The sequence below is a fragment of the Pseudonocardia yuanmonensis genome (assembly GCF_039542425.1).
Classification (GTDB): Bacteria; Actinomycetota; Actinomycetes; order Mycobacteriales; family Pseudonocardiaceae; genus Pseudonocardia; species Pseudonocardia yuanmonensis.
Genome location: NZ_BAABIC010000030.1, coordinates 73486 through 91979 on the forward strand (window position 1 = coordinate 73486; position 18494 = coordinate 91979).

Annotated in this window: 18 protein-coding genes; 12 read left to right on the forward strand and 6 right to left on the reverse strand. The window is 74.8% G+C overall.

Features of this window, described 5'->3' with window-relative positions; translation table 11 throughout:
• Nucleotides 1–97: 97 nt before the first annotated feature.
• From ABD990_RS30625 to ABD990_RS30635, 3 genes are all read left to right on the forward strand, one after another.
• Complete coding sequence (locus tag ABD990_RS30625) at nt 98–994, forward strand: alpha/beta hydrolase fold domain-containing protein (RefSeq protein ID WP_345384264.1); 897 nt, start codon at nt 98–100, stop codon at nt 992–994.
• A gap of 13 nt (nt 995–1007) precedes the next feature.
• Nucleotides 1008–2138, forward strand: coding sequence for an LLM class flavin-dependent oxidoreductase (locus tag ABD990_RS30630; protein WP_345384265.1), 1131 nt, complete (start codon nt 1008–1010; stop codon nt 2136–2138).
• Between the two features lie 94 nt (nt 2139–2232).
• Complete coding sequence (locus ABD990_RS30635; protein WP_345384266.1) at nt 2233–4008, forward strand: sigma-54-dependent Fis family transcriptional regulator; 1776 nt, start codon at nt 2233–2235, stop codon at nt 4006–4008.
• A 52-nt stretch (nt 4009–4060) separates the two neighbouring features.
• On the opposite strand, the gene ABD990_RS30640 is transcribed toward ABD990_RS30635, so the two are convergent.
• Nucleotides 4061–5281, reverse strand: coding sequence for an acyl-CoA dehydrogenase family protein (locus ABD990_RS30640; protein WP_345384267.1), 1221 nt, complete (start codon nt 5279–5281; stop codon nt 4061–4063).
• 181 nt (nt 5282–5462) lie between these two features.
• On the opposite strand from ABD990_RS30640, the gene ABD990_RS30645 reads away from it, so the two are divergent.
• The 3 genes from ABD990_RS30645 to ABD990_RS30655 all read left to right on the forward strand — a co-directional run bounded on the left by ABD990_RS30645 (nt 5463) and on the right by ABD990_RS30655 (nt 9804).
• Nucleotides 5463–7205 (forward strand): proline--tRNA ligase, encoded by a 1743-nt coding sequence (locus ABD990_RS30645; RefSeq protein WP_345384268.1) that lies wholly within the window; start codon nt 5463–5465, stop codon nt 7203–7205.
• Between the two features lie 132 nt (nt 7206–7337).
• The gene (locus ABD990_RS30650; RefSeq protein WP_345384269.1) at nt 7338–8696 is read left to right on the forward strand and encodes an FAD-dependent oxidoreductase; all 1359 of its coding nucleotides are present in this window, start codon (nt 7338–7340) and stop codon (nt 8694–8696) included.
• A 118-nt stretch (nt 8697–8814) separates the two neighbouring features.
• Nucleotides 8815–9804: an LLM class flavin-dependent oxidoreductase gene (locus ABD990_RS30655; protein ID WP_345384270.1), complete on the forward strand. Its 990-nt coding sequence runs from the start codon at nt 8815–8817 to the stop codon at nt 9802–9804.
• 7 nt (nt 9805–9811) lie between these two features.
• Here ABD990_RS30655 and ABD990_RS30660 read toward each other — a convergent pair whose 3' ends face one another.
• Nucleotides 9812–11512, reverse strand: coding sequence for a serine/threonine-protein kinase (locus tag ABD990_RS30660; protein WP_345384271.1), 1701 nt, complete (start codon nt 11510–11512; stop codon nt 9812–9814).
• Nucleotides 11513–11618: 106 nt separating this feature from the next.
• On the reverse strand, nt 11619–12563 hold the full coding sequence (locus tag ABD990_RS30665; RefSeq protein WP_345384272.1) for a DUF8017 domain-containing protein: 945 nt from the start codon (nt 12561–12563) through the stop codon (nt 11619–11621).
• A 128-nt stretch (nt 12564–12691) separates the two neighbouring features.
• Between ABD990_RS30665 and ABD990_RS30670 the strand changes: the two genes are divergently transcribed.
• Entirely contained in the window at nt 12692–13015 is a 324-nt protein-coding gene (locus ABD990_RS30670; protein ID WP_345384273.1) for a hypothetical protein, read from the forward strand.
• 11 nt (nt 13016–13026) lie between these two features.
• Here ABD990_RS30670 and ABD990_RS30675 read toward each other — a convergent pair whose 3' ends face one another.
• Nucleotides 13027–13437, reverse strand: a complete 411-nt coding sequence (locus ABD990_RS30675) for a secondary thiamine-phosphate synthase enzyme YjbQ (protein ID WP_345384274.1) — start codon at nt 13435–13437, stop codon at nt 13027–13029.
• Between the two features lie 201 nt (nt 13438–13638).
• Between ABD990_RS30675 and ABD990_RS30680 the strand changes: the two genes are divergently transcribed.
• Nucleotides 13639–14655 (forward strand): aminotransferase class V-fold PLP-dependent enzyme, encoded by a 1017-nt coding sequence (locus tag ABD990_RS30680; protein WP_345384275.1) that lies wholly within the window; start codon nt 13639–13641, stop codon nt 14653–14655.
• Between the two features lie 197 nt (nt 14656–14852).
• Here the strand turns inward: ABD990_RS30680 and ABD990_RS30685 are convergent, their stop codons facing one another.
• Nucleotides 14853–15302, reverse strand: a complete 450-nt coding sequence (locus ABD990_RS30685; protein ID WP_345384276.1) for a ferritin-like domain-containing protein — start codon at nt 15300–15302, stop codon at nt 14853–14855.
• On the reverse strand, nt 15299–15811 hold the full coding sequence (locus ABD990_RS30690; RefSeq protein WP_345384277.1) for a hypothetical protein: 513 nt from the start codon (nt 15809–15811) through the stop codon (nt 15299–15301). Before ABD990_RS30690 ends, ABD990_RS30685 begins: the two co-directional genes overlap by 4 nt.
• A 119-nt stretch (nt 15812–15930) precedes the next feature.
• Here ABD990_RS30690 and rimP point away from each other — a divergent pair, with 119 nt between their 5' ends.
• The 4 genes from rimP to ABD990_RS30710 all read left to right on the forward strand — a co-directional run.
• Nucleotides 15931–16494, forward strand: coding sequence for a ribosome maturation factor RimP (gene rimP / locus ABD990_RS30695; RefSeq protein WP_345384278.1), 564 nt, complete (start codon nt 15931–15933; stop codon nt 16492–16494).
• Nucleotides 16491–17555, forward strand: coding sequence for a transcription termination factor NusA (gene nusA / locus ABD990_RS30700; RefSeq protein WP_345384279.1), 1065 nt, complete (start codon nt 16491–16493; stop codon nt 17553–17555). Before rimP ends, nusA begins: the two co-directional genes overlap by 4 nt.
• A complete protein-coding gene (locus ABD990_RS30705) occupies nt 17552–17941 on the forward strand; it encodes a YlxR family protein (RefSeq protein ID WP_345384285.1) in 390 nt (129 codons plus the stop codon). Before nusA ends, ABD990_RS30705 begins: the two co-directional genes overlap by 4 nt.
• Before the next feature lie 96 nt (nt 17942–18037).
• A partial coding sequence (locus tag ABD990_RS30710) for a translation initiation factor IF-2 N-terminal domain-containing protein (RefSeq protein ID WP_345384280.1) occupies nt 18038–18494 on the forward strand: 457 nt, incomplete at its 3' end.

The window sequence follows — 18494 nt, forward strand, 5'->3', positions numbered from 1 at the left end:
ACCGGCCGATCTCAGAGTGAGACCTCCCGGCGGACCCGCGGGCTGGTGACCTTCGACGGGCGGGCGGCGTGGCCCGTCTCGACGTGAGGGAGGACCGATGGTCTCGGCACGGGTGAACGAGCTGGCCGCGGCGGCCTACGCGGGCTGGCTGCGGGAGGACGCGACGCTCGAGGAGATGCGGACGGGCTTCGACGGCATGTGCCCGGACCCGGCCGCCGACGCGACGCTGAGCGAGGGCGTCGTCGGCGGAGTGCGCGGCATCTGGGTGGAGGTCCCGGAGTCCGCCGGGACGACCGTCCTGCACTTCCACGCGGGCGGTTACCTGATCGGCTCACCGACCAGCCACCGCGACCTGGCCGCCCGGATCGCCCGGGCCGCCGGCGCGCGGGTCTTCCTCGCGGACTACCGCCTCGCCCCGGAGCACGCCTTCCCCGCCGCGTACGACGACGGGATCGCCGCCTACCGCGGGATGCTCGCCGACGGGGTGGACCCGGCGTCGCTCGTCGTGGCCGGGGACTCCGCCGGCGGCGGCCTGGCGCTGGCGGTCCTCGCCGCGGCCCGGGACGCCGGCGACCCGCTCCCGGCGGCGGGCGTCCTGATGTCGCCGTGGGCCGATCTCACCCTGGCCGGGGACTCGATGAGCGGGCGCGAGGCGGTGGACCCGCTCGTCAGCCGGGTGGTGCTCACCGAGATGCAGCAGGGCTACCTGCAGGGCGCGGACCCGGCCGACCACCGGGCGTCGCCGCTGCTGGGGAACCTGGCCGGGCTGCCGCCGCTGCTGGTGCAGGTGGGCAGCAGCGAGGTCCTCGAGGACGACGCCGTGCGGATCGCCGACAGGGTGCTCCACGCCGGTGGCGAGGCGACCCTGCAGATCGGCTACGAGATGGTGCACGTGTTCCAGATGTTCGCCGACCGGCTGCCCGAGGCCGTCGCCGCGATCGACCGGATCGGCGCCTTCGTCCGGTCCCGCGTCCCGGCAGCGGCTGCGGTCTGAGGAGGCGACGACGATGGAGTTCGGCTTCCTGACCCAGGGCTACCTGCCCGTCGACCGGCGCACCGACCCGTACGCCGAGCACCGCATGCTGATGGACGACCTGGAGCTGTGCCTCGCCGCGGAGCGGGCGGGCTTCAAGTACATCTGGATCTCCGAGCACCACTTCCTCGACGAGTACAGCCACATCTCGTCGAACGACGTGTTCCTCGGCGCGCTCGGCGCGCTCACCTCCCGCGCCCACGTCGGCTCCGGGATCTTCAACCCGCTGCCGCGCGTGCACCACCCCGCGGCGATCGCGGAGCGGGTCGCGATGCTCGACCACCTCACCGAGGGGCGCTTCGAGTTCGGCGTCGGCCGAGGTGCGGGCAGCCACGAGGTCATGGGCTTCCACACCGACGTCACGGACGTGAACGAGACCAAGGACATCTTCTTCGAGACGGTGCCCGAGTTCGCGAAGATGTGGCTCTCGGACGAGTACCCGGGTTTCTCCGGCAAGTACTGGGAGATGCCGCCGCGGCGGATCCTGCCCAAGCCGTACGGGCCGCTGCACCCGCCGATCTGGTACGCCGCCGGCAACACCTCGAGCTTCGAGATGTGCGGGCGGCGGGGAATGGGTGCGCTGGGCTTCTCGCTCGACGAGATCCCGAAGACCGAGGTCGCGATCAAGGCGTACAAGGACGCCGTGGCCCGCTGCGACGACCCGATCGGCGCCTGGGTCAACGACAACCTCATCGTGGCCAACGGCTTCAACTCGGTCGCCGAGGACCGGGAGACCGCCCGGCGGGACTTCCTCGCCGGCGGCAACCACTACCAGATGTCGCAGGTGTTCCGGTACCACGACACCTTCCCCCGGCCCGAGGGCTTCCCGGTGTGGCCGGAGGTGCTGCCCGAGCTCACCGAGGAGGCCCTCGACGGGTTCCTCGAGCTCGGCGCGGCGATCGTCGGCGACCCGGACGACGTCGTCGCCCAGCTGCGGCGGTGGGAGGCCACCGGGGCCGACCAGTTCCTCATGCTGCGCGGGGTGAAGTCCAAGGAGGAGACGCTGCGCATGCTCCGGCTCATGGGCGACCACGTGATCCCGAAGTTCGACACCGAGCCCGAGCACCGCACCACGCGGCAGCGCCGCGAGGCCGCCGGCGGCTGACCCGGCGTCGGGGCGGACGGTCGTCAGGGGCTTGCCCTGACGACCGTTCGGCAGGCAGGCTCGGAGACGACGGCATGCCGACGAGGAGGTCGGGGTGGGGCACGGGACGTCGCCCGCGGGCGGCATCGTCGCGTACGGGCGCAGCGCGCGGCCGGCGCCGGCGCGCTGGAGTCCGGAGGGCCAACGGCTCATCCGCCGCGCGCGGGAGCGGATCCTCTCCGGCGAGAACGGATCGTCCCCGGACGGGCTCGTCCGGCCCGAGATCGCGGCGTCCTGGCGGCGCTCGCTGCTCTCCGGCGTCGACCCCTGCCGGATGGCGGTCGGCGCCGCCGACCCGGACCGGGCGGGAACGCCCCGGCTGCTGCGGGCCGCCGAGCCGGTGCTCGACCGGCTCGTCGGCCAGCTCGCGGGGACGTCGACCGCCGTGGTGCTGGCCGACGCCCAGGCGTGGATCCTCTGGCGGGGTGCCGGGCGCGCGGCGCTGTTCGCCGGCCTGGACCGGATCTCCGCCTCGCCCGGCTGCTGCCTCGACGAGGAGCGGGTCGGCACGAACGGGCTCGGCACGGTCGTCGAGGAGCGCCGCCCGACCCTGATCGTCGGCGGCGAGCACTACCAGGACGTGATGCAGGACTTCACCTGCGTCGGCGTGCCGATCCTCGACCCGCTGTCCCGCCGGCTCGAGGGCGTGCTCGACCTGACCTGCGCCTCGCGGGACACCAACGAGCTGCTGCTGCCCCTGCTCACCGAGGCGGTCCGCGAGATCGAGGTGCGGCTGCGCGAGCAGGCCACCGTGCACGAGCGCGCGCTGTTCGAGGAGTTCGTCGCGCGGTCCCGGCGACGGCGCAGCGTGGCCGTCGCCTCGCTCAACGAGGAGTTCCTCTTCACCAACTCGGCCGCCGCCCAGCTGTTCGAGCCCGCCGACCACGCGCTGCTGTGGGACTGGGCCCGCGGTGCGGTGACCTCCGGCCGGGAGATCACCGGCCGGCTCACCCTCACCCGCGACGTCGTCGTCGACGCCCGGTGCGCCCCCGTCGACAGCGGCGGGCCGTGGCCGGCCGGGGTCGTGGTGACCATGGTCCCGGCCGCCGGCCGGCCGGCGGTCGAGGGACCCGCCTCGGGGTGGGCGCACGTGCTCCGCCGGGCCCGCCGGCTGGCCGAGCTGGGCGGGCCGATGCTGCTGCACGGCGAGCCGGGCGTCGGGAAGGTGTGGCTGGCGCGGTGGCTGCACGAACGCACGGCCGGCGGCCCCTGCACCGTGGTCGACTGCCGCGCACCAGGCGGGACGGCGGACCTGGCGGGCGCCCTGGCCGATCCGGACGCGACCGTCGTGCTGCGCCGCGCCGAGGAGCTCGACGACGACGGCGCGCTGACCGCCCTGGTCGGCAATGCCGCCGCTCGGGTGATCCTCACCGCGACCCGGCCGGACGGGCGGCCCGGTGGGCTGCTCGACGAGGCCCGGGCCGCGCTGGCCGTGCCGCCGCTGCGGGACCGGGCGGCCGACCTCCCCGGCCTGGTCGAGGACCTGCTCGGCGAGCTCGCCCCGGCCGACGGGCCGCGGCCGCGGTGCACCGCGCAGGCCCTGACCGCGCTCGGCGCCCACCCCTGGCCCGGGAACGTCCGGGAGCTGCGCCGCGTCCTGGCCACCGCCGTGGTGACGGCGATGCACTTCGACATCGGCGTCCGGCACCTGCCCGAGGGGTACCGGGCAGGACCGCCGACCCGCCCGCTCGCGCGGCTGGAGAGCACGGAGCGGGACGCGATCGTGGCGGCCCTGGAGAAGGCCGGCGGCAACAAGGACCGCGCCGCCGCCGACCTGGGCATCTCCCGGGCGACGATCTACCGCAAGATCCGCCGCTTCGGCATCGCCTGACGCCCCCTGCGTGGTCGGCGGTGCCGGAGCGCCACCGACCACGCACGGCAGCTCACACCAGCAGGAGGGGGTCGGGCTCGTCGGTGACGCCCAGGAGCGCCGCGCCCGCGGTGACCGCCGCGCCGTCCCAGTGCAGGTAGGAGTGGCTCTTGAGGGTGTCGACGTCCCGCTTGTAGCGCTGGAACGGGCTGCGCAGCTCGTTCACGCTGGACCCGGCGCCGTCGAGCATGGTGTCGATCGCCTCGCGGGCGAGCCGGCAGATGGTGGGCGACGCCATGCGGAGCTCGCAGGCCTGCTCCAGGGACGCCTTCTCCCCGGCGTCGGCGAGCTCGGTGACCAGGCGGTGGGTCTCGTCCCACACGAGCCGGGCGATCCGGGTCCGGGTGACGGCGTCGCCGAAGCGCACCCAGGCCTCGCGGTGCTCGCGCTGCGGGCCGAGCCCGAAGCCGACGGTGCGGGTCAGGATCCGCTGCTTGTAGTCGGCCAGGCAGGCCTCCGCGCTGCCGACCGCGACGGCGGCCAGCAGGACGTCGAACATCCGGATCATGGAGAAGCCCTCGAGCGGGCGGTCGTCGCCGTGGTCGAGCGGATGGATCGGCTCCTGCCCGAACACCGTCCACTGCCGGTCGGCCGGCACGAACAGGTCCTCGCAGGAGAAGGTGTTGGAACCCGTGCCCTTCATGCCCGACATATGCCAGACGTCGTGGATCGTCACGTCGGCGACGTCGACGACCAGGCCCAGCAGCGCGGGCTCGCTGCCGTCGCCGCGGTCCTCCGTCGTGATCAGCAGCGAGTAGTCCGAGTTCATGATCCCGCTGGCGAAGGGCCACTTGCCGGTGAGCCGCCAGCCCCCCTTGACGGGCACCGCCGTACCGGACGGGGTGGCCTGGAAGCCGGCGGACAGCGCGCACGGGGCGAAGGCCTTCCCGCGCAGCAGGTGCGGGGTGTCCTGGACCAGCGACACGTTGTGCACCACCAGGAACGAGTAGACCCAGGCGGTGGACGCGCAGCCCTGCGCGAGGATCCGGGTGATCGTGCCGAACTCGCGCATCCCGTAGCCGTGCCCGCCGAGGCTGCGCGGCGCGACCAGGTCGAACAGGCCGGCGTCGGTCAGGTCGGCCATCGTCTCGTCGGGGATCCGGCGCAGCTCCTCGCAGTACTGGGCGCGCTCGCGCAGCACGGGCACGAGGGCCTCGGCGCGGGCGATCAGCTCCTCGGCGGAGGGCCGGTCGGCCGGCCCGGTCTGCTCGGCGCGTTCCGCGGTCGCGGTCATGGGGCACCGTCCTTCTCGGTGGGGCCGGACACCGTCGTCGCGGCCTGGCCGGACCATCAGAACGCGGGGCGGGTGGTCCGCGGAGGTCTCACTCTGAGATGGCCGGAACCGGGACGAGGCGCCGAGAACGCCATCAGTGCCGATGTTCGTTCCGCAAGCTCCTCTCAGTACCCTGCTCAGCGTGTTGACCAGGATGTCGTCGCTGTTCCTCCGCACCCTCCGCGAGGACCCGGCCGACGCGGAGGTGCCCAGCCACAAGCTGCTGGTCCGCGCGGGCTACGTCCGCCGCGTCGCCCCGGGCGTCTACTCCTGGCTGCCGCTCGGGCTGAAGGTTCTGCGGCGCATCGAGAACGTGGTGCGCGAGGAGATGGACGCCATGGGCGCCCAGGAGATCCAGTTCCCCGCGCTGCTGCCCCGCGAGCCGTACGAGGCCACGAACCGCTGGACCGAGTACGGGCCGAACCTGTTCCGGCTCAAGGACCGCAAGGGCGGCGACTACCTGCTCGGCCCCACGCACGAGGAGCTCTTCACGCTCGCCGTGAAGGGCGAGTACGCCTCGTACAAGGACTACCCGGTCATCCTGTACCAGATCCAGACCAAGTACCGGGACGAGGAGCGGCCCCGCGCGGGCATCCTGCGCGGCCGCGAGTTCCTCATGAAGGACTCGTACTCGTTCGACCTGTCCGACGAGGGGCTGTCGGAGTCCTACGCCAAGCACCGCGAGGCGTACGTCACGATCTTCGACCGGCTCGGGCTGAGGTACGTGATCGTGGCGGCCACGTCCGGCGCGATGGGCGGCTCGGCGTCGGAGGAGTTCCTCGCCGAGTCCGAGACGGGCGAGGACACCTTCGTGCGCGGCCCCGGCGGCTACGCGGCGAACGTCGAGGCCGTGACCACGCCCGCGCCGCCCGCCCAGTCGATCGAGGACAAGCCCGCCGCCGTCGTCCATCACACGCCGGACACCCCGACGATCGAGACGCTCGTCGACTTCCTGAACGCGCACGGCGACCGCACGTTCACCGCGGCGGACACGCTGAAGAACGTGCTGGTCAAGACGAAGCAGCCCGGCGCCGCCGAGTGGGAGCTGCTGGCCGTCGGTGTGCCCGGCGACCGCGAGGTCGACCTGAAGCGCCTCGAGGCCTCGCTGGAGCCGGCCGAGGTCGCCCTGCTCGAGGACGAGGACTTCGCCGCGAACTCCTTCCTGGTCAAGGGGTACATCGGCCCGGGCGCGCTGCAGACCAACGGCGTGAAGTACCTGGTCGACCCGCGGATCGTCACCGGTACCGCCTGGGTGACGGGCGCGGACAAGCCGGACCACCACGTCGTCGACCTCGTGGTGGGGCGGGACTTCACGCCGGACGGCACCATCGAGGCCGCCGAGGTCCGCGCCGGCGACCCGTCGCCGGACGGCACCGGTGTGCTGGAGGCCGCGCGCGGCATCGAGATCGGGCACATCTTCCAGCTCGGCCGCAAGTACGCCGACGCCTTCTCGCTCGACGCGCTCGGCCCCGACTCGAAGCCCGTCCGGATCACCATGGGCTCCTACGGCATCGGCGTCTCCCGGCTGGTCGCGGCGATCGCCGAGCAGAGCCACGACGAGTCCGGCCTGGTCTGGCCGCGCGCGGTGGCGCCGTTCGACGTCCACGTCGTGGTCGCCGGGAAGAGCACGGAGCTGCTGGAGGGCGGCGAGGCCGTGGCCGCCGAGCTCGAGGCCGCGGGCCTGCAGGTCATCCTCGACGACCGCAAGGCCAGCCCGGGCGTGAAGTTCGCGGACGCCGAGCTGATCGGCGTGCCCACGATCGTCGTCGTGGGCCGGGGCCTGGCCGAGGGGAAGCTCGAGATCAAGGACCGCCGCACCGGCGAGCGCTCGGAGATCCCGCGCGAGGGTGTCGCCGAGGCGCTCGCCGCGCTGGTCCGCGGCTGACCCTCGTGGGTGGCGATGGTCGCCCTGGCCGCTGTCGCCACCGACGAGGACCTGTGATCGTCCTCATTAGGTAAGGCTCACCTTTCTTCGCTACCGTCGGAGTCGATCGATCCGGCGAGCGAGGGAGTGGGCATGACGCGGGCGCTGCGGGTGGCCGTCATCGGGGCGGGTCCGGCGGGGATCTACGCCGCGGACATGCTGATGAAGTCCGGCACGCCCTGCACGGTCGACCTGTTCGACCGGCTGCCCGCCCCGTTCGGCCTGGTCCGCTACGGGGTGGCGCCCGACCACCCGCGGATCAAGCAGATCGTGCACGCCCTGCACCGGGTGCTCGACAGTCCCGCGGTCCGGCTGTTCGGCAACGTCGCGTACGGGCGGGACCTGCTGCTCGCCGACGTCCGCACGCTGTACGACGCCGTCGTGGTCGCCACGGGCTGCGAGCGCGACCGGGACCTCGACATCCCGGGGACCGACCTGCCCGGCAGCCACGGCGCCGCGGAGTTCGTGAAGTGGTTCGACGGCCACCCGGACGTCCCGCGCGACTGGTCGCTCGACGCCCGGCACGTCGGGGTGATCGGGGCCGGGAACGTCGCGCTGGACGTCGCGCGAGTGCTGGCCAAGCAGGCCGAGGACATGCTCGCCACCGAGATCCCGGACAACGTGCACCGCGGGCTGGCCGCCAACCGGGCCACGGACGTCCACGTCTTCGCCCGCCGGGGGCTCGCCCAGGCCCGGTTCACGCCGATGGAGCTGCGGGAGCTGGACCACGTGCCCGGCGTCGAGGTCGTGGTCGACCCCGAGGACGTCGAGTTCGACGAGGGGTCGCTCGCCACGCTGCGGGAGAGCAGGCAGACCCAGATGGTCGTCAGGACCCTGCAGGACTGGGCACTGCGCGACCGCCGCCCCGCCGACGACCCCGCGCTGCGCCGGCTGCACCTGCACTTCCTGGCCGCGCCGGTCGCCGTCCTCGGCACCGACCGCGTCACCGGGCTGCGCACCGAGCGGACGGAGCTCGCCGGCGACGGCGGCGTCCGCGGCACCGGCGTGTTCACCGATCACCCGCTGCAGGCGCTGTACCGGGCCGTCGGGTACATCGGCTCGGAGCTGCCCGAGCTGCCCTTCGACCGACTCTCCGGCACGCTGCCGCACACCGCCGGACGGGTGCTCGACTTCGACGGCCAGCACGTCCCGGGCGTCTACGCCTGCGGCTGGATCAAGCGCGGCCCGGTCGGGCTGATCGGGCACACCAAGGGCTGCGCCCTCGAGACGGTCGGCAGCCTGCTGGCCGACGCCGACGACCTCGACCGGGCCCCCGTGCCGGACCCGGCCGCCGTCGTCGAGCTGCTGGAGGAGCGCGGCGTGCGCTACACGACGTGGGACGGTTGGCTGCAGCTCGACAAGCACGAGCGTGGGCTCGGCGAGGAGCGCGGCCGCGAGCGGATCAAGGTCGTACCGCGCGAGGAGATGGTCGAGCTCTCGCAGGTGGGCTGACGCCGCGGGCGTCGATCCGCTCCGGCCCTCCCGTCCGCTCGGCGTTTCCTGTTCACTGGGTCACACCGGCGAGGCGAACCGGGCGAAGCCGCCCGCCCCGACCCTGGAGGAGGGCCTCATGGAGGTGTCCTGCGCGTTCCCCACCGCTCTGGACTCACCGGACAACATCGCACTGGCCGAGCAGCTGGGCTACACGCGGGCCTGGGTCTACGACACGCCGCAGCAGAGCCCCGACGTGTGGATGACGCTCGCCCTCGCCGCCGAGCGGACCGAGCGGATCGGCCTCGGCCCGGGCGTGCTGGTCCCGACCCTGCGGCACCCCATGGTGAACGCGGCCGCGACCGCCACTCTCGCCGCGCTGGCGCCGGGCCGGGTGGCCGTCTCCTTCGGCACCGGGTTCACCGGGCGCCGGGCGATGGGCTACCGCGCGATCCCCTGGTCCTTCATGGAGTCCTACGTCCGCACCTACAAGGCGCTGCTGCGCGGCGAGGTCGTCGAGTGGGAGGGAGCGCAGATGCAGATGCTGCACCCGGACGGCCACGCCCCCGCACGACCGGTCGACGTGCCCGTCCTCATCGGGGCCCTGGGGCCCAAGGGGCACGAGGTCGCCAGGGAGCTGGGTGACGGGCTCTACGTGACGCTGCAGCTACCGGAGTTCCTCGGCGAGTACTCCTGGGTGCCCTACCTCGTGTGGGGCACCGTGCTCGACGAGGGGGAGCCCGTGGACTCCGAGCACGCCCGCGTGGCGGCCGGACCGGGCTGGGCACTGGCCTACCACGGCGCCTACGAGTTCGGCGGCCCGCCCGCGGTACGGGAACTGCCCGGAGGCGCGGAGTGGATGGACGTCGTCGACCGGACCCCCGAGCACCGCCGGCACCTCGCCGTGCACACCGGCCACTGCGTCGAGCTGGGCGAGGCCGACCGGGCGGCGTGGCAGGCGGGCGGCCACGTCATGCTGCGGAACGTGACCTTCAGCGGGACGCGTGACGAGCTGAAGCGCCGGCTGGCGGACGTCGCCGCCCGGGGTGTCACCGAGATCGTGTTCCAACCCTGCGGGCCGGACGTCCGGACCGAGCTCGAGCGGTTCCTCGAGGTGGCGAACACCTGACAGACCCTCAGCGCCCCGGGGCCCGGAAGTCGTTGGCGCTCCACCAGTCGTAGAGCGCCGTCATGTCGCCGTCGCTGCGGCGCAGGTAGCCGAAGGCGAGGGCGGCGTTGTCCGCCCAGAACAGGTAGGCCGCGCCGCTCGCGGCGTCGACGTAGCACCCCACCCGCCCGGCGAACCTGTCGTTCTGGCTGTACCCCGTGGCGATCGTGGTGCCGGTCTTGCAGCTCGAGTGCTGCCCGTTCTCGACGAGCGGGACGTTCGCCGACCGCGCGGCCCCGTCGAAGCCCTCGTCGAGCTCGCTCTGCTGGGCGTACCGGGTGAAGGTGCCGCCGTCCGGGCCGTCGGCGGGGCCGTTCTCGCACTCCAGGTAGGACACCGCGCCGATCGTCCCGGCGGTGCCGGCGTCGGCCGTGCAGTTGGCGGTGGAGAACCCGGCCGGCAGGTCGGCGAAGAGCGCGGCGTCGCCGGACCCCGCAGCGAGGGTCGGGGCCACGCTCTGCGCGGTCGGTGCGGTCGTCGGCGCCGCGGTCGGGGTGGGGGTCGGCGCCGAGGAGGCGCCGCGGACCAGCAGCACCCCCGCCGTCGCCAGTCCGCCCAGCACGAGCAGCACCCCGGCGACGACGGCCGCGATCGCCGCTCGGGAGGTGCGTCTGCGGGGCGGCGGGGCATCCCAGCCCTGCCGCACCACCGTGTCCGGCGCCGACGACCAGCCCGCCGGACCGGCCGGCGCCTGCCGGGGATCACTCCATCCCGGCCCCGCGGGTGCCGCCGTGGGGTGCGACGGCGGGTTCGGAGGGCCGGAGCCGAAGGTCGACGTCCGGGGCTCGCCGCTCGGGGCGGGCGGGACCGTCGGCACGGATCCGGCCGAGGTGCCCACCGCCGCGCGGGCCGCGGCGGCCAGCGCCCCGGCCGTCGGGAAGCGCTGGTCGGGGTCCTTCGCCATGCCGCGTGCGACGACCTCCTCGAGCGCCGCGGGGACGTCCGGGCGGCCGATCGGGGGCGGCGGGACCGAGAGGTGCGCGTGCATCAGCGTCGGCAGGTCGCCGGTGAAGGGCTGCCGCCCGGCCAGGGCCTGGTGCAGCACGCAGGCCAGGGCGTAGACGTCGACCCGGCGGTCGGCCGGCACGCCGTGGAACCGCTCCGGCGCGAGGTACGCGACCGACCCGGGCACCGTGCCGCTGCGGGTGAGCTGCTCGCCGCCCTCGCCGGCCGCCGTGGAGCTGGCGATGCCGAAGTCGAAGAGGTACGCGAACACGTCGTCCGGGTCGACGCGGTCGGTGACGCCGGCGAGCAGGATGTTCGACGGCTTGACGTCCCGGTGCACCATCCCCTCCGCGTGCGCGGCGTCGAGGGCGCTCGCGACCTGCGAGACGACCGCGACCGCCGCGGCGGGGGAGAGCGGCCCGTGGGCCGCGAGCCAGGTCCCGAGGTCCGAGCCCTCGACGAGCCGCATGTCGAGGTAGAGCCGGCCGTCGATCTCGCCGAAGCGGTGGATCGGCACGATGTGCGGTTCGCGCAGCCGCGCCGCCGCCCGGCACTCGCGGCGGAAGCGCTCGGTGTACTCCGCGTCGCCGGCCAGGGCGGGCGGCAGGACCTTCAGCGCCACCTCGCGGTCCGTCTCGGTGTCGAAGGCGCGGTAGACCTCGCCCATGCCGCCGCGGCCGAGCAGCTCCTCGATCGTGTAGGGGCCGAACGTCGTGCCCTGCACCGTGCCCCCTCCACACCCCGCGGCTGCGGTGGCCGCCGCAGGCCCGGAACCGGTCCGCCCGGACCGTCGCCACCCACCGCCGATCTCGGGCGGAGGTGCGGCGACGTTACCGGGCGGGCAGCGCGGCGGTGCCGATGATGTCCTCGACCGTCTGCGACGGGACGAGCGGCGGGGTCGCCGGGCCACCCGCCGTATCGGCGTTCGCGAGCAGGAGCGCGGTGCCGCCCGCGGGCACCGGCACGGCCAGGACGAGCGTGCGGCCGCCGGTGGCGAGGCAGCCGTCGTCGGCCGGGGTGGTCGAGACGGCCTCGACGACGACACCGGTCGCGTCCCCGATCTCCACGGTCCGCGGCCGGCCCACCTCGACGCGCGGGCCCCGGCCCGCGGTGCTCGTGTAGAAGGAGCGGCCGAACTCGGCGGCGAAGCGGCGGGCGAGGGTGGCCGGGTCGTCCGGAGCCCGGACGAGCGCGCTGGTGGCGGTGCCGCGTTTGTACGGGGCGCCGCGGCAGGCGTACCCGGCCGCGTCCGCGCCGCCGGTGAAGGCGACGCCGAGCCCGCGCGCGGCGACGTCGTCGAGCGGGGTCCAGTCGGCGGGGACGGCGTAGGTGAGGTACGGCGTGGCGACGGGCCGGTAGCCCGCGGGGACCGTCGGGCCCGACAGGGCCGAGCCGAGGAGCCAGGCGCCGCCGCCGATCGCGGCGAGGGCCAGCACGATCACCGCGGTGAGGCCGGCGATCCAGCGGCCGGTGCGCTCCTCCCGCGGCTCGACGGGCGGGGCCCAGGACCGGTGGGCGGTGGCGTACGGGGGCGGTGGGCCCCAGGGCTGCTCGCCCGGGATCTCGGGCTCGCCCTCGCGTCCCGGTACGGCGGGGTAACGCTGGCCGGGGTAGTGGGGAGCGTCCGCAGCGGGGACGCCGGTCTCGGTCGGCGGCGCCGTCGGCTCCCGGTCGACCGGGACGGCGGTGGTCGGCTGCTCGGCGGCCGGGGCAGGCCCGGGATCCGGGCCGTCCGCGGGCCCGTGGGGCTCGTCCGACCCGTCCGGTCCGTTCACGCGGCGGAGACTAGCGCGGGCACCGGACCCCTGTGCGATCTTGCTCGGCGATCCCGCCGATCCTGCTGTGGGATCGTGCCGGACGATCTTGCTGGCGGCCCGGGCGGCGGTGTGGTGTCCTTCCCGCCGTGGACGCGAACGACGCGCTGCGCCGGCGGATGCCCTGGCTGCTCTGGGCGGTCCCGGTGGTCGGCCTGGCCGCCGCGCTCGTCCTGGTGCTGACCGGCGAGTACACCGCCGCCGGGGTCGTGGCCGCCGCGGCGCTGCTCACGGTGGAGCCGTTGCGCCGCATCACCCTCGCCTACCTGCCCGTGCACCTCGACGAGGACGAGATCGCGGAGCTTCGCGAGGTGCGCCGGCGGCAGGGGGAGACCGCGGCGATCCACCGGCTCCGCGAGATGCGCCCCGCGATCGGGCTCGCCGCCGCCGCCCGCACGGTCCGCGGTCTCTGATCCGACGGCGGTCAGCCGGCCAGGAAGGACAGCCGGACCGTGCGCACCGCGTTGTCGACGTTCGTGTCCACCAGGCACACCGACTGCCAGGTGCCGAGCGCGAGCTCGCCCTCGATCACCGGGACCGACATCGAGGGCGCGACGATCGCCGGGAGCACGTGGTCGCGCCCGTGGCCGGGGCTGCCGTGGCGGTGGGTCCAGCGGTCGTCGGCGGGGAGCAGGTCGCGCAGCGCGGTGAGCAGGTCGGTGTCGCTGCCGGCGCCGGTCTCGATCACGGCGACACCCGCGGTGGCGTGCGGCACCCAGACGTTGAGCAGGCCCTCGCGCGCGTCCACGGAGCGCAGGTGGTCGGCGATCCGCGAGGTCAGGTCGACGACCCGCTCCTCGCCGCCGGTGCGGACCTCGATCAGCTCGGTGTGCATCCCCCGACCCTAGGAGAGCCGCCCCTCGCACACCCGCCGACTCCTCGAGCACCCCCCACCTCCGCGAGTCGCGCTGTGGGCTTCCGCGAGTCGCGCTGTGGGCTTCCGCGAGTCGCGAGTTCCGGTGGCGCGAGTCGGGAGTTGCGGTCACCCTCCGGAAATCGGCCCACGGGCTCAGCCGGGCGGCCGTAGTGTCGGGGCGTGCGTGAGGCGTTCGGACGGATCTTCGACGTTCCCGACGGCTATCTCAACACCGCGAGCGTCGGGGTACCGCCGCGCGAGACGGCCGACGCCGTCGACCGCGCCCTCGACGCCTGGCGGCACGGGACCGGCCGGGCCACGGACTTCGACGGTGTGGTGACCCGGGCACGCACGGCCTTCGGCGCGCTCGTGGGCGTCGACGCCGACCGGGTCGCCGTCGCCGGCTCGGTGTCGCCCCTGGTCGGGCTCGTGGCCGCCGCGACCCCGGACTGCGCGCAGGTCCTCGTGGCCGAGGGCGAGTTCAGCAGCGTCAGCTACCCGTTCGCCGTGCAGGGTCGCGGGATCACCGTCACCGAGGTGCCGCTCGAGGAGCTGGGGGAGCGGGCGGCCGAGGCCGACGTCGTCGCGGTGAGTGTCGTCCAGTCCCTCGACGGCCGGCTCGCCGACCTCGAGGCACTCCGCGCCGCCCGCGCGTCCGGCACCCGGGTGCTGCTCGACGTCACCCAGGCCGCCGGGTGGATGCCGCTGGACCTCGGCTGGGCCGACGCCGTCGCGGGCGCCTGCTACAAGTGGCTGTTCGCCCCGCGCGGGGCCGCGTGGATGGCGGTGCACCCGGATCTCGAGCTCGTGCCGCACGCCGCGAACTGGTACGCCGCGGAGGACGCCTGGGGCAGCACCACCGGGCTACCGCCGAAGCTGGCCTCCGAGGCGCGCCGGCTGGACACCTCGCCGGCCTGGTACTGCCACGTCGGTGCCGCGGACTCGCTCGGCTGGCTCGCCGGGCTCGACCTCGCCGCGGTCCGGGCGCACTGCGCGGGCCTGGCGGACCGGTTCCGCGCCGGCCTCGGCCTCCCGCCCGCGGGGTCGGCGATCGTGCACGTCGCGGTGCCCGACGCGGCCCGCCGCCTCGCGGACGCCGGGATCGTCGCGACCGCGCGCGGCGGCGGCGCCCGGCTCTCCTTCGGCCTCTACAGCACCGACGACGACGTCGACCGCGCCGTCGCCGCCCTCACCTGAGCCCACCCCGTCCCCGCGAGTCGGCACTTCCCGCCGACCGAATCACACATCTCGGAAGGTCCCGGGAAGAGCAACTCGGTCGCCCGGAACCGCCGACCCGCGGAAGCTCAGGGCGCGACTCGCGGGAGCTCAGGGCGGGACTCGCGGAAGCTCAGGGCGCGACTCGCGGGAGAAGAGGGCGCGACTCGCGGCGAGTCTCAGCGGACGATGCCGGGGAGGGAGGGGATGGTGGGGGCGGTTCCCGTGGCGGCGCGCCAGCGGGAGGCGCGGACCGTGCCCTCGGACAGCGCCTTGAGCGCCGCGACCCGCAGCTGCTGGTTGGTCGTGTGCTCCAGCACCGACCGCCAGGCCGCCAGTGCGTCCGCCTCGGCGGTCACGGCGAGCCGCCCCGCCGACAGCGCGTCCGTGACCGGTACCGGGGTGGCGTAGGCCGGCTGCGCCGACACCGGCCGCGCCCCGACGTCCGTGAGGGTCTGCTCGATCTGGCTGCGCAGGGTGCGGTGCCCGGCGATGTCCTGGCGTGCGACGGCGGCCTGGTCGTCGGGCACGAACGCGAGGATCAGCGTGTACGTCCACAGGGCGGCGTGCTCGGCGGCCAGGGCGCCCTGCAACGCGTTCACCGCCTCGTCGTCGATCGGGACGCTCATGAGGTCTGCGGCGCCCCCAGCACCGCGGTGTAGGCCGCGCAGCAGGCGGCGACCGAGCCGACCAGCCCGGCGCGCGCGGTCGGGACGCTGCTCACCAGGCCGGCGGCCTCGCGGGCGGCGTCGGCGACGGCCCGGCGGACGGCCTCGAGGTCCGCGGCCGCCTGTGGGGTGGCCGGCGCCGGGGCCGGGACGGGCGTGGCGGTGCCCGCGACCCGGGCGATCTCCTTCTCCAGCGCGTCCGCGTGGTCGGTCCGCGCCGAGCGGAGCGGGTCGAGCCGGGCGGTCAGCGACGGGTCGGCCGTGATCGCGGCGGTGACCAGGTCGGCGTCCGCCCGCGCGCGGGTGACCAGCGGGATCAGCGGGTCCGGCCCGTCGTCGGCGGACCCCGCCGCGCACCCGGCGAGCACCGGCGCGGCGAGCCCCAGACCGCCCGCCGCCAGCCCCAGCGCCAGCGCCCGCCGGCGGGTCAGCCGCGCAGCGGCCGGGGGGAGCGGGGGGCCGGGGTGCACAGCCCGGCATCCTGCCAGCCGCCGGTGCGACGGCGGGGCACGGGTCCGGCCGTCCCTCCGGTCGTCCGCGATAGGCTGGACGGCCGTCCGACCCTGCGTGTCGCCGTCGAAGGAGATCCATGCCGAGCCCCGCCCCCGATCAGCTCACCGGCACGCTGCGCGGTGTGCTCGAACCCGTCGTCGCGGACGCCGGGTTCGAGATCGAGGACGTCGAGGTCCGGGCCGCCGGGCGCAAGCACACCGTGAAGGTGGTCGTCGACGTGCCCGAGGACGCGGAGGAGACCGCGGTCGGGCTCGACGCGATCGCCCGGCTCAGCCGCTCGGCGGCGGCGGAGCTGGACCGGCACGAGCACCTGATCGCGGGCTCGTACACGCTCGAGGTGACCTCCCCGGGCATCGACCGACCGCTCACCCGGCCGCTGCACTGGCGGCGCGCGCACCTGCGCCTGGCCCGGGTGACACTGGCCGGAGGCGAGACGCTCGACGTGCGCGTCGGGCGTGCGGGGCCGGAGTCGGTCACCGTGGTGGAGGCGGGTGCGAAGAAGCCGCAGCCGCGCGAGCTGCGCTACGCGGACGTGACGCGCGCCGTGGTGCAGGTGGAGTTCAAGGCGCCGCCGAAGGCGGAGGTCGAGGCGCTCGAGGGGTCCGGCGGGGCGGACCCGGGGAACGAGGAGCAGGCATGAACGTCGACATCGCGGCGCTGCGGGCCATCGAGCGGGAGAAGGAGATCCCGTTCGACACGGTCATCGAGGCCATCGAGACCGCCCTGCTCACGGCGTACAAGCACACCGAGGGTCACCAGGCGCACGCGCGGATCGACATCGACCGCAAGACCGGGCTGGTCCGGGTGATGGCCCACGAGGTCGGCGAGGACGGCGAGCCCGGCCCCGAGTGGGACGACACCCCGGAGGGCTTCGGGCGGATCGCCGCGACCACCGCCCGCCAGGTCATCGTGCAGCGGCTGCGCGACGCCGAGCACGAGCGCACCTACGGCGAGTTCGCCGCGCAGGAGGGCGAGATCGTCTCCGGTGTGATCCAGCGCGACGCGCGCGCCAACGCCCGGGGTGTGGTCGTCGTCTCCCTCGGCCAGACCGAGGGCGTGCTGCCGCAGACCGAGCAGGTGCCGGGGGAGCGCTACGAGCACGGCGACCGGATCCGCTGCTACGTCGTGGGCGTCAGCCGGGGAATGCGCGGCACCCAGATCACGTTGAGCCGGACGCATCCCAATCTCGTGCGCAAGCTGTTCGCGCTGGAGGTCCCGGAGCTGGTCGACGGGTCGGTGGAGATCGTCGCCGTCGCCCGGGAGGCCGGGCACCGCTCGAAGATCGCGGTCCGGTCCAAGGTCCCCGGGGTGAACCCGAAGGGTGCCTGCATCGGCCCGATGGGTCAGCGGGTGCGCAACGTCATGAGCGAGCTGCACGACGAGAAGATCGACATCATCGACTGGTCGGAGGACCCGGCCACGTTCGTCGGCAACGCGCTCTCGCCCTCGAAGGTGGTGTCCGTCACGGTGGTCGACGCACGGACCCGGACCGCGCGGGTCGTCGTACCGGACTTCCAGCTCTCCCTCGCCATCGGCAAGGAGGGGCAGAACGCGCGGCTCGCGGCCCGTCTGACCGGCTGGCGGATCGACATCCGCAGCGACGCGGACCCCCGTGCGCGGGCCGGCCGGACCGAGATCGACGCGGCCCCGGAGGAGGAGTCCTCCGTGGCGCGCACCTCGGGGACGGAGTCGGTCGGCTGAGGGAGGACGCGCTACACTCGTCACCGGCCCGCAACCGGGCGCAGGGCCCCGTCCGCACCTGTGTCGGGTGTCGCACCCGGGAGCAGGCCACCGGTCTGTTGCGCGTCGTCGCGGTGGACGGGGCCCTGGTCCCGGATCCGCGCGGGCGCCACCCCGGCCGGGGTGCCTGGGTGCATCCCGCCGCGGAGTGTCTCGACCGGGCCGAGCGCCGGTCGGCGTTCCCGCGGGCACTGCGTGTCCCGGGCCCGCTGACGGTGACCGCGGTCAGGTCGTACCTCGACGGGACTCGCGCCGCTCCGGCGGCGGGTCCCGCTGGGGTGCAACAGAGGGGAGTCGGGACAGTCCCGGTTCCGTCAGTCACGGAAGACAAGGTCGACCCGTCATGAGCCAGTCGTGAAGATCGCACCATGAACGTGCATCGACTCTAGGTTCGAGGTCGAGCGGACACCTGCCGCCCGGCCTCTCGGAGACATAGGAGAGCAGTGGCAGGCAAGGCCCGCGTGCACGAGCTCGCGAAAGAGCTCGGCATTTCCAGCAAGCAGGTCCTGAGCAAGCTCGCGGATCTCGGGGAGTACGTGAAGTCCCCGTCCTCCACCGTCGAGGCCCCCGTCGCGCGCAAACTGCGCGACTCGATGGCCGGCAACGGTGGTGGCCCCCGTCGTGGGGTCCCCGGCGGCGGCGGCAGCCGCCCCCGTCCCGGTCAGTCGCCGGCCGCAGCCGGCCCGCGCCCCGGCGCCCGGCCGTCCGGCCCCGCGCAGGGTCCCGGCCAGGGTTCCGCGCCGACCCCGGGCCCGACCCCGGGTGCGACCCCCGGCCCGTCGCGTTCCGGCGCGCCCACCCCCGGCCCGCGTCCGGGTCCGCGTCCCGGCCCCGCGCCGGCCTCCCGCCCGGAGACCCCGGCGCGCCCGGAGACCCCGGCGGCGCGCCCGGAGACCCCCG

Bases quoted from the DNA above. Each gene is read 5' to 3' on its own strand.
- ABD990_RS30625 (WP_345384264.1), top strand. From the start codon at position 98: ATGGTCTCGGCACGGGTGAACGAGCTGGCCGCGGCGGCCTACGCGGGC.
- ABD990_RS30630 (WP_345384265.1), top strand. From the start codon at position 1,008: ATGGAGTTCGGCTTCCTGACCCAGGGCTACCTGCCCGTCGACCGGCGC.
- ABD990_RS30640 (WP_345384267.1), bottom strand. From the start codon at position 5,281: ATGACCGCGACCGCGGAACGCGCCGAGCAGACCGGGCCGGCCGACCGG.
- ABD990_RS30650 (WP_345384269.1), top strand. From the start codon at position 7,338: ATGACGCGGGCGCTGCGGGTGGCCGTCATCGGGGCGGGTCCGGCGGGG.
- ABD990_RS30655 (WP_345384270.1), top strand. From the start codon at position 8,815: ATGGAGGTGTCCTGCGCGTTCCCCACCGCTCTGGACTCACCGGACAAC.
- ABD990_RS30675 (WP_345384274.1), bottom strand. From the start codon at position 13,437: ATGCACACCGAGCTGATCGAGGTCCGCACCGGCGGCGAGGAGCGGGTC.
- ABD990_RS30685 (WP_345384276.1), bottom strand. From the start codon at position 15,302: ATGAGCGTCCCGATCGACGACGAGGCGGTGAACGCGTTGCAGGGCGCC.
- rimP (WP_345384278.1), top strand. From the start codon at position 15,931: ATGCCGAGCCCCGCCCCCGATCAGCTCACCGGCACGCTGCGCGGTGTG.
- nusA (WP_345384279.1), top strand. From the start codon at position 16,491: ATGAACGTCGACATCGCGGCGCTGCGGGCCATCGAGCGGGAGAAGGAG.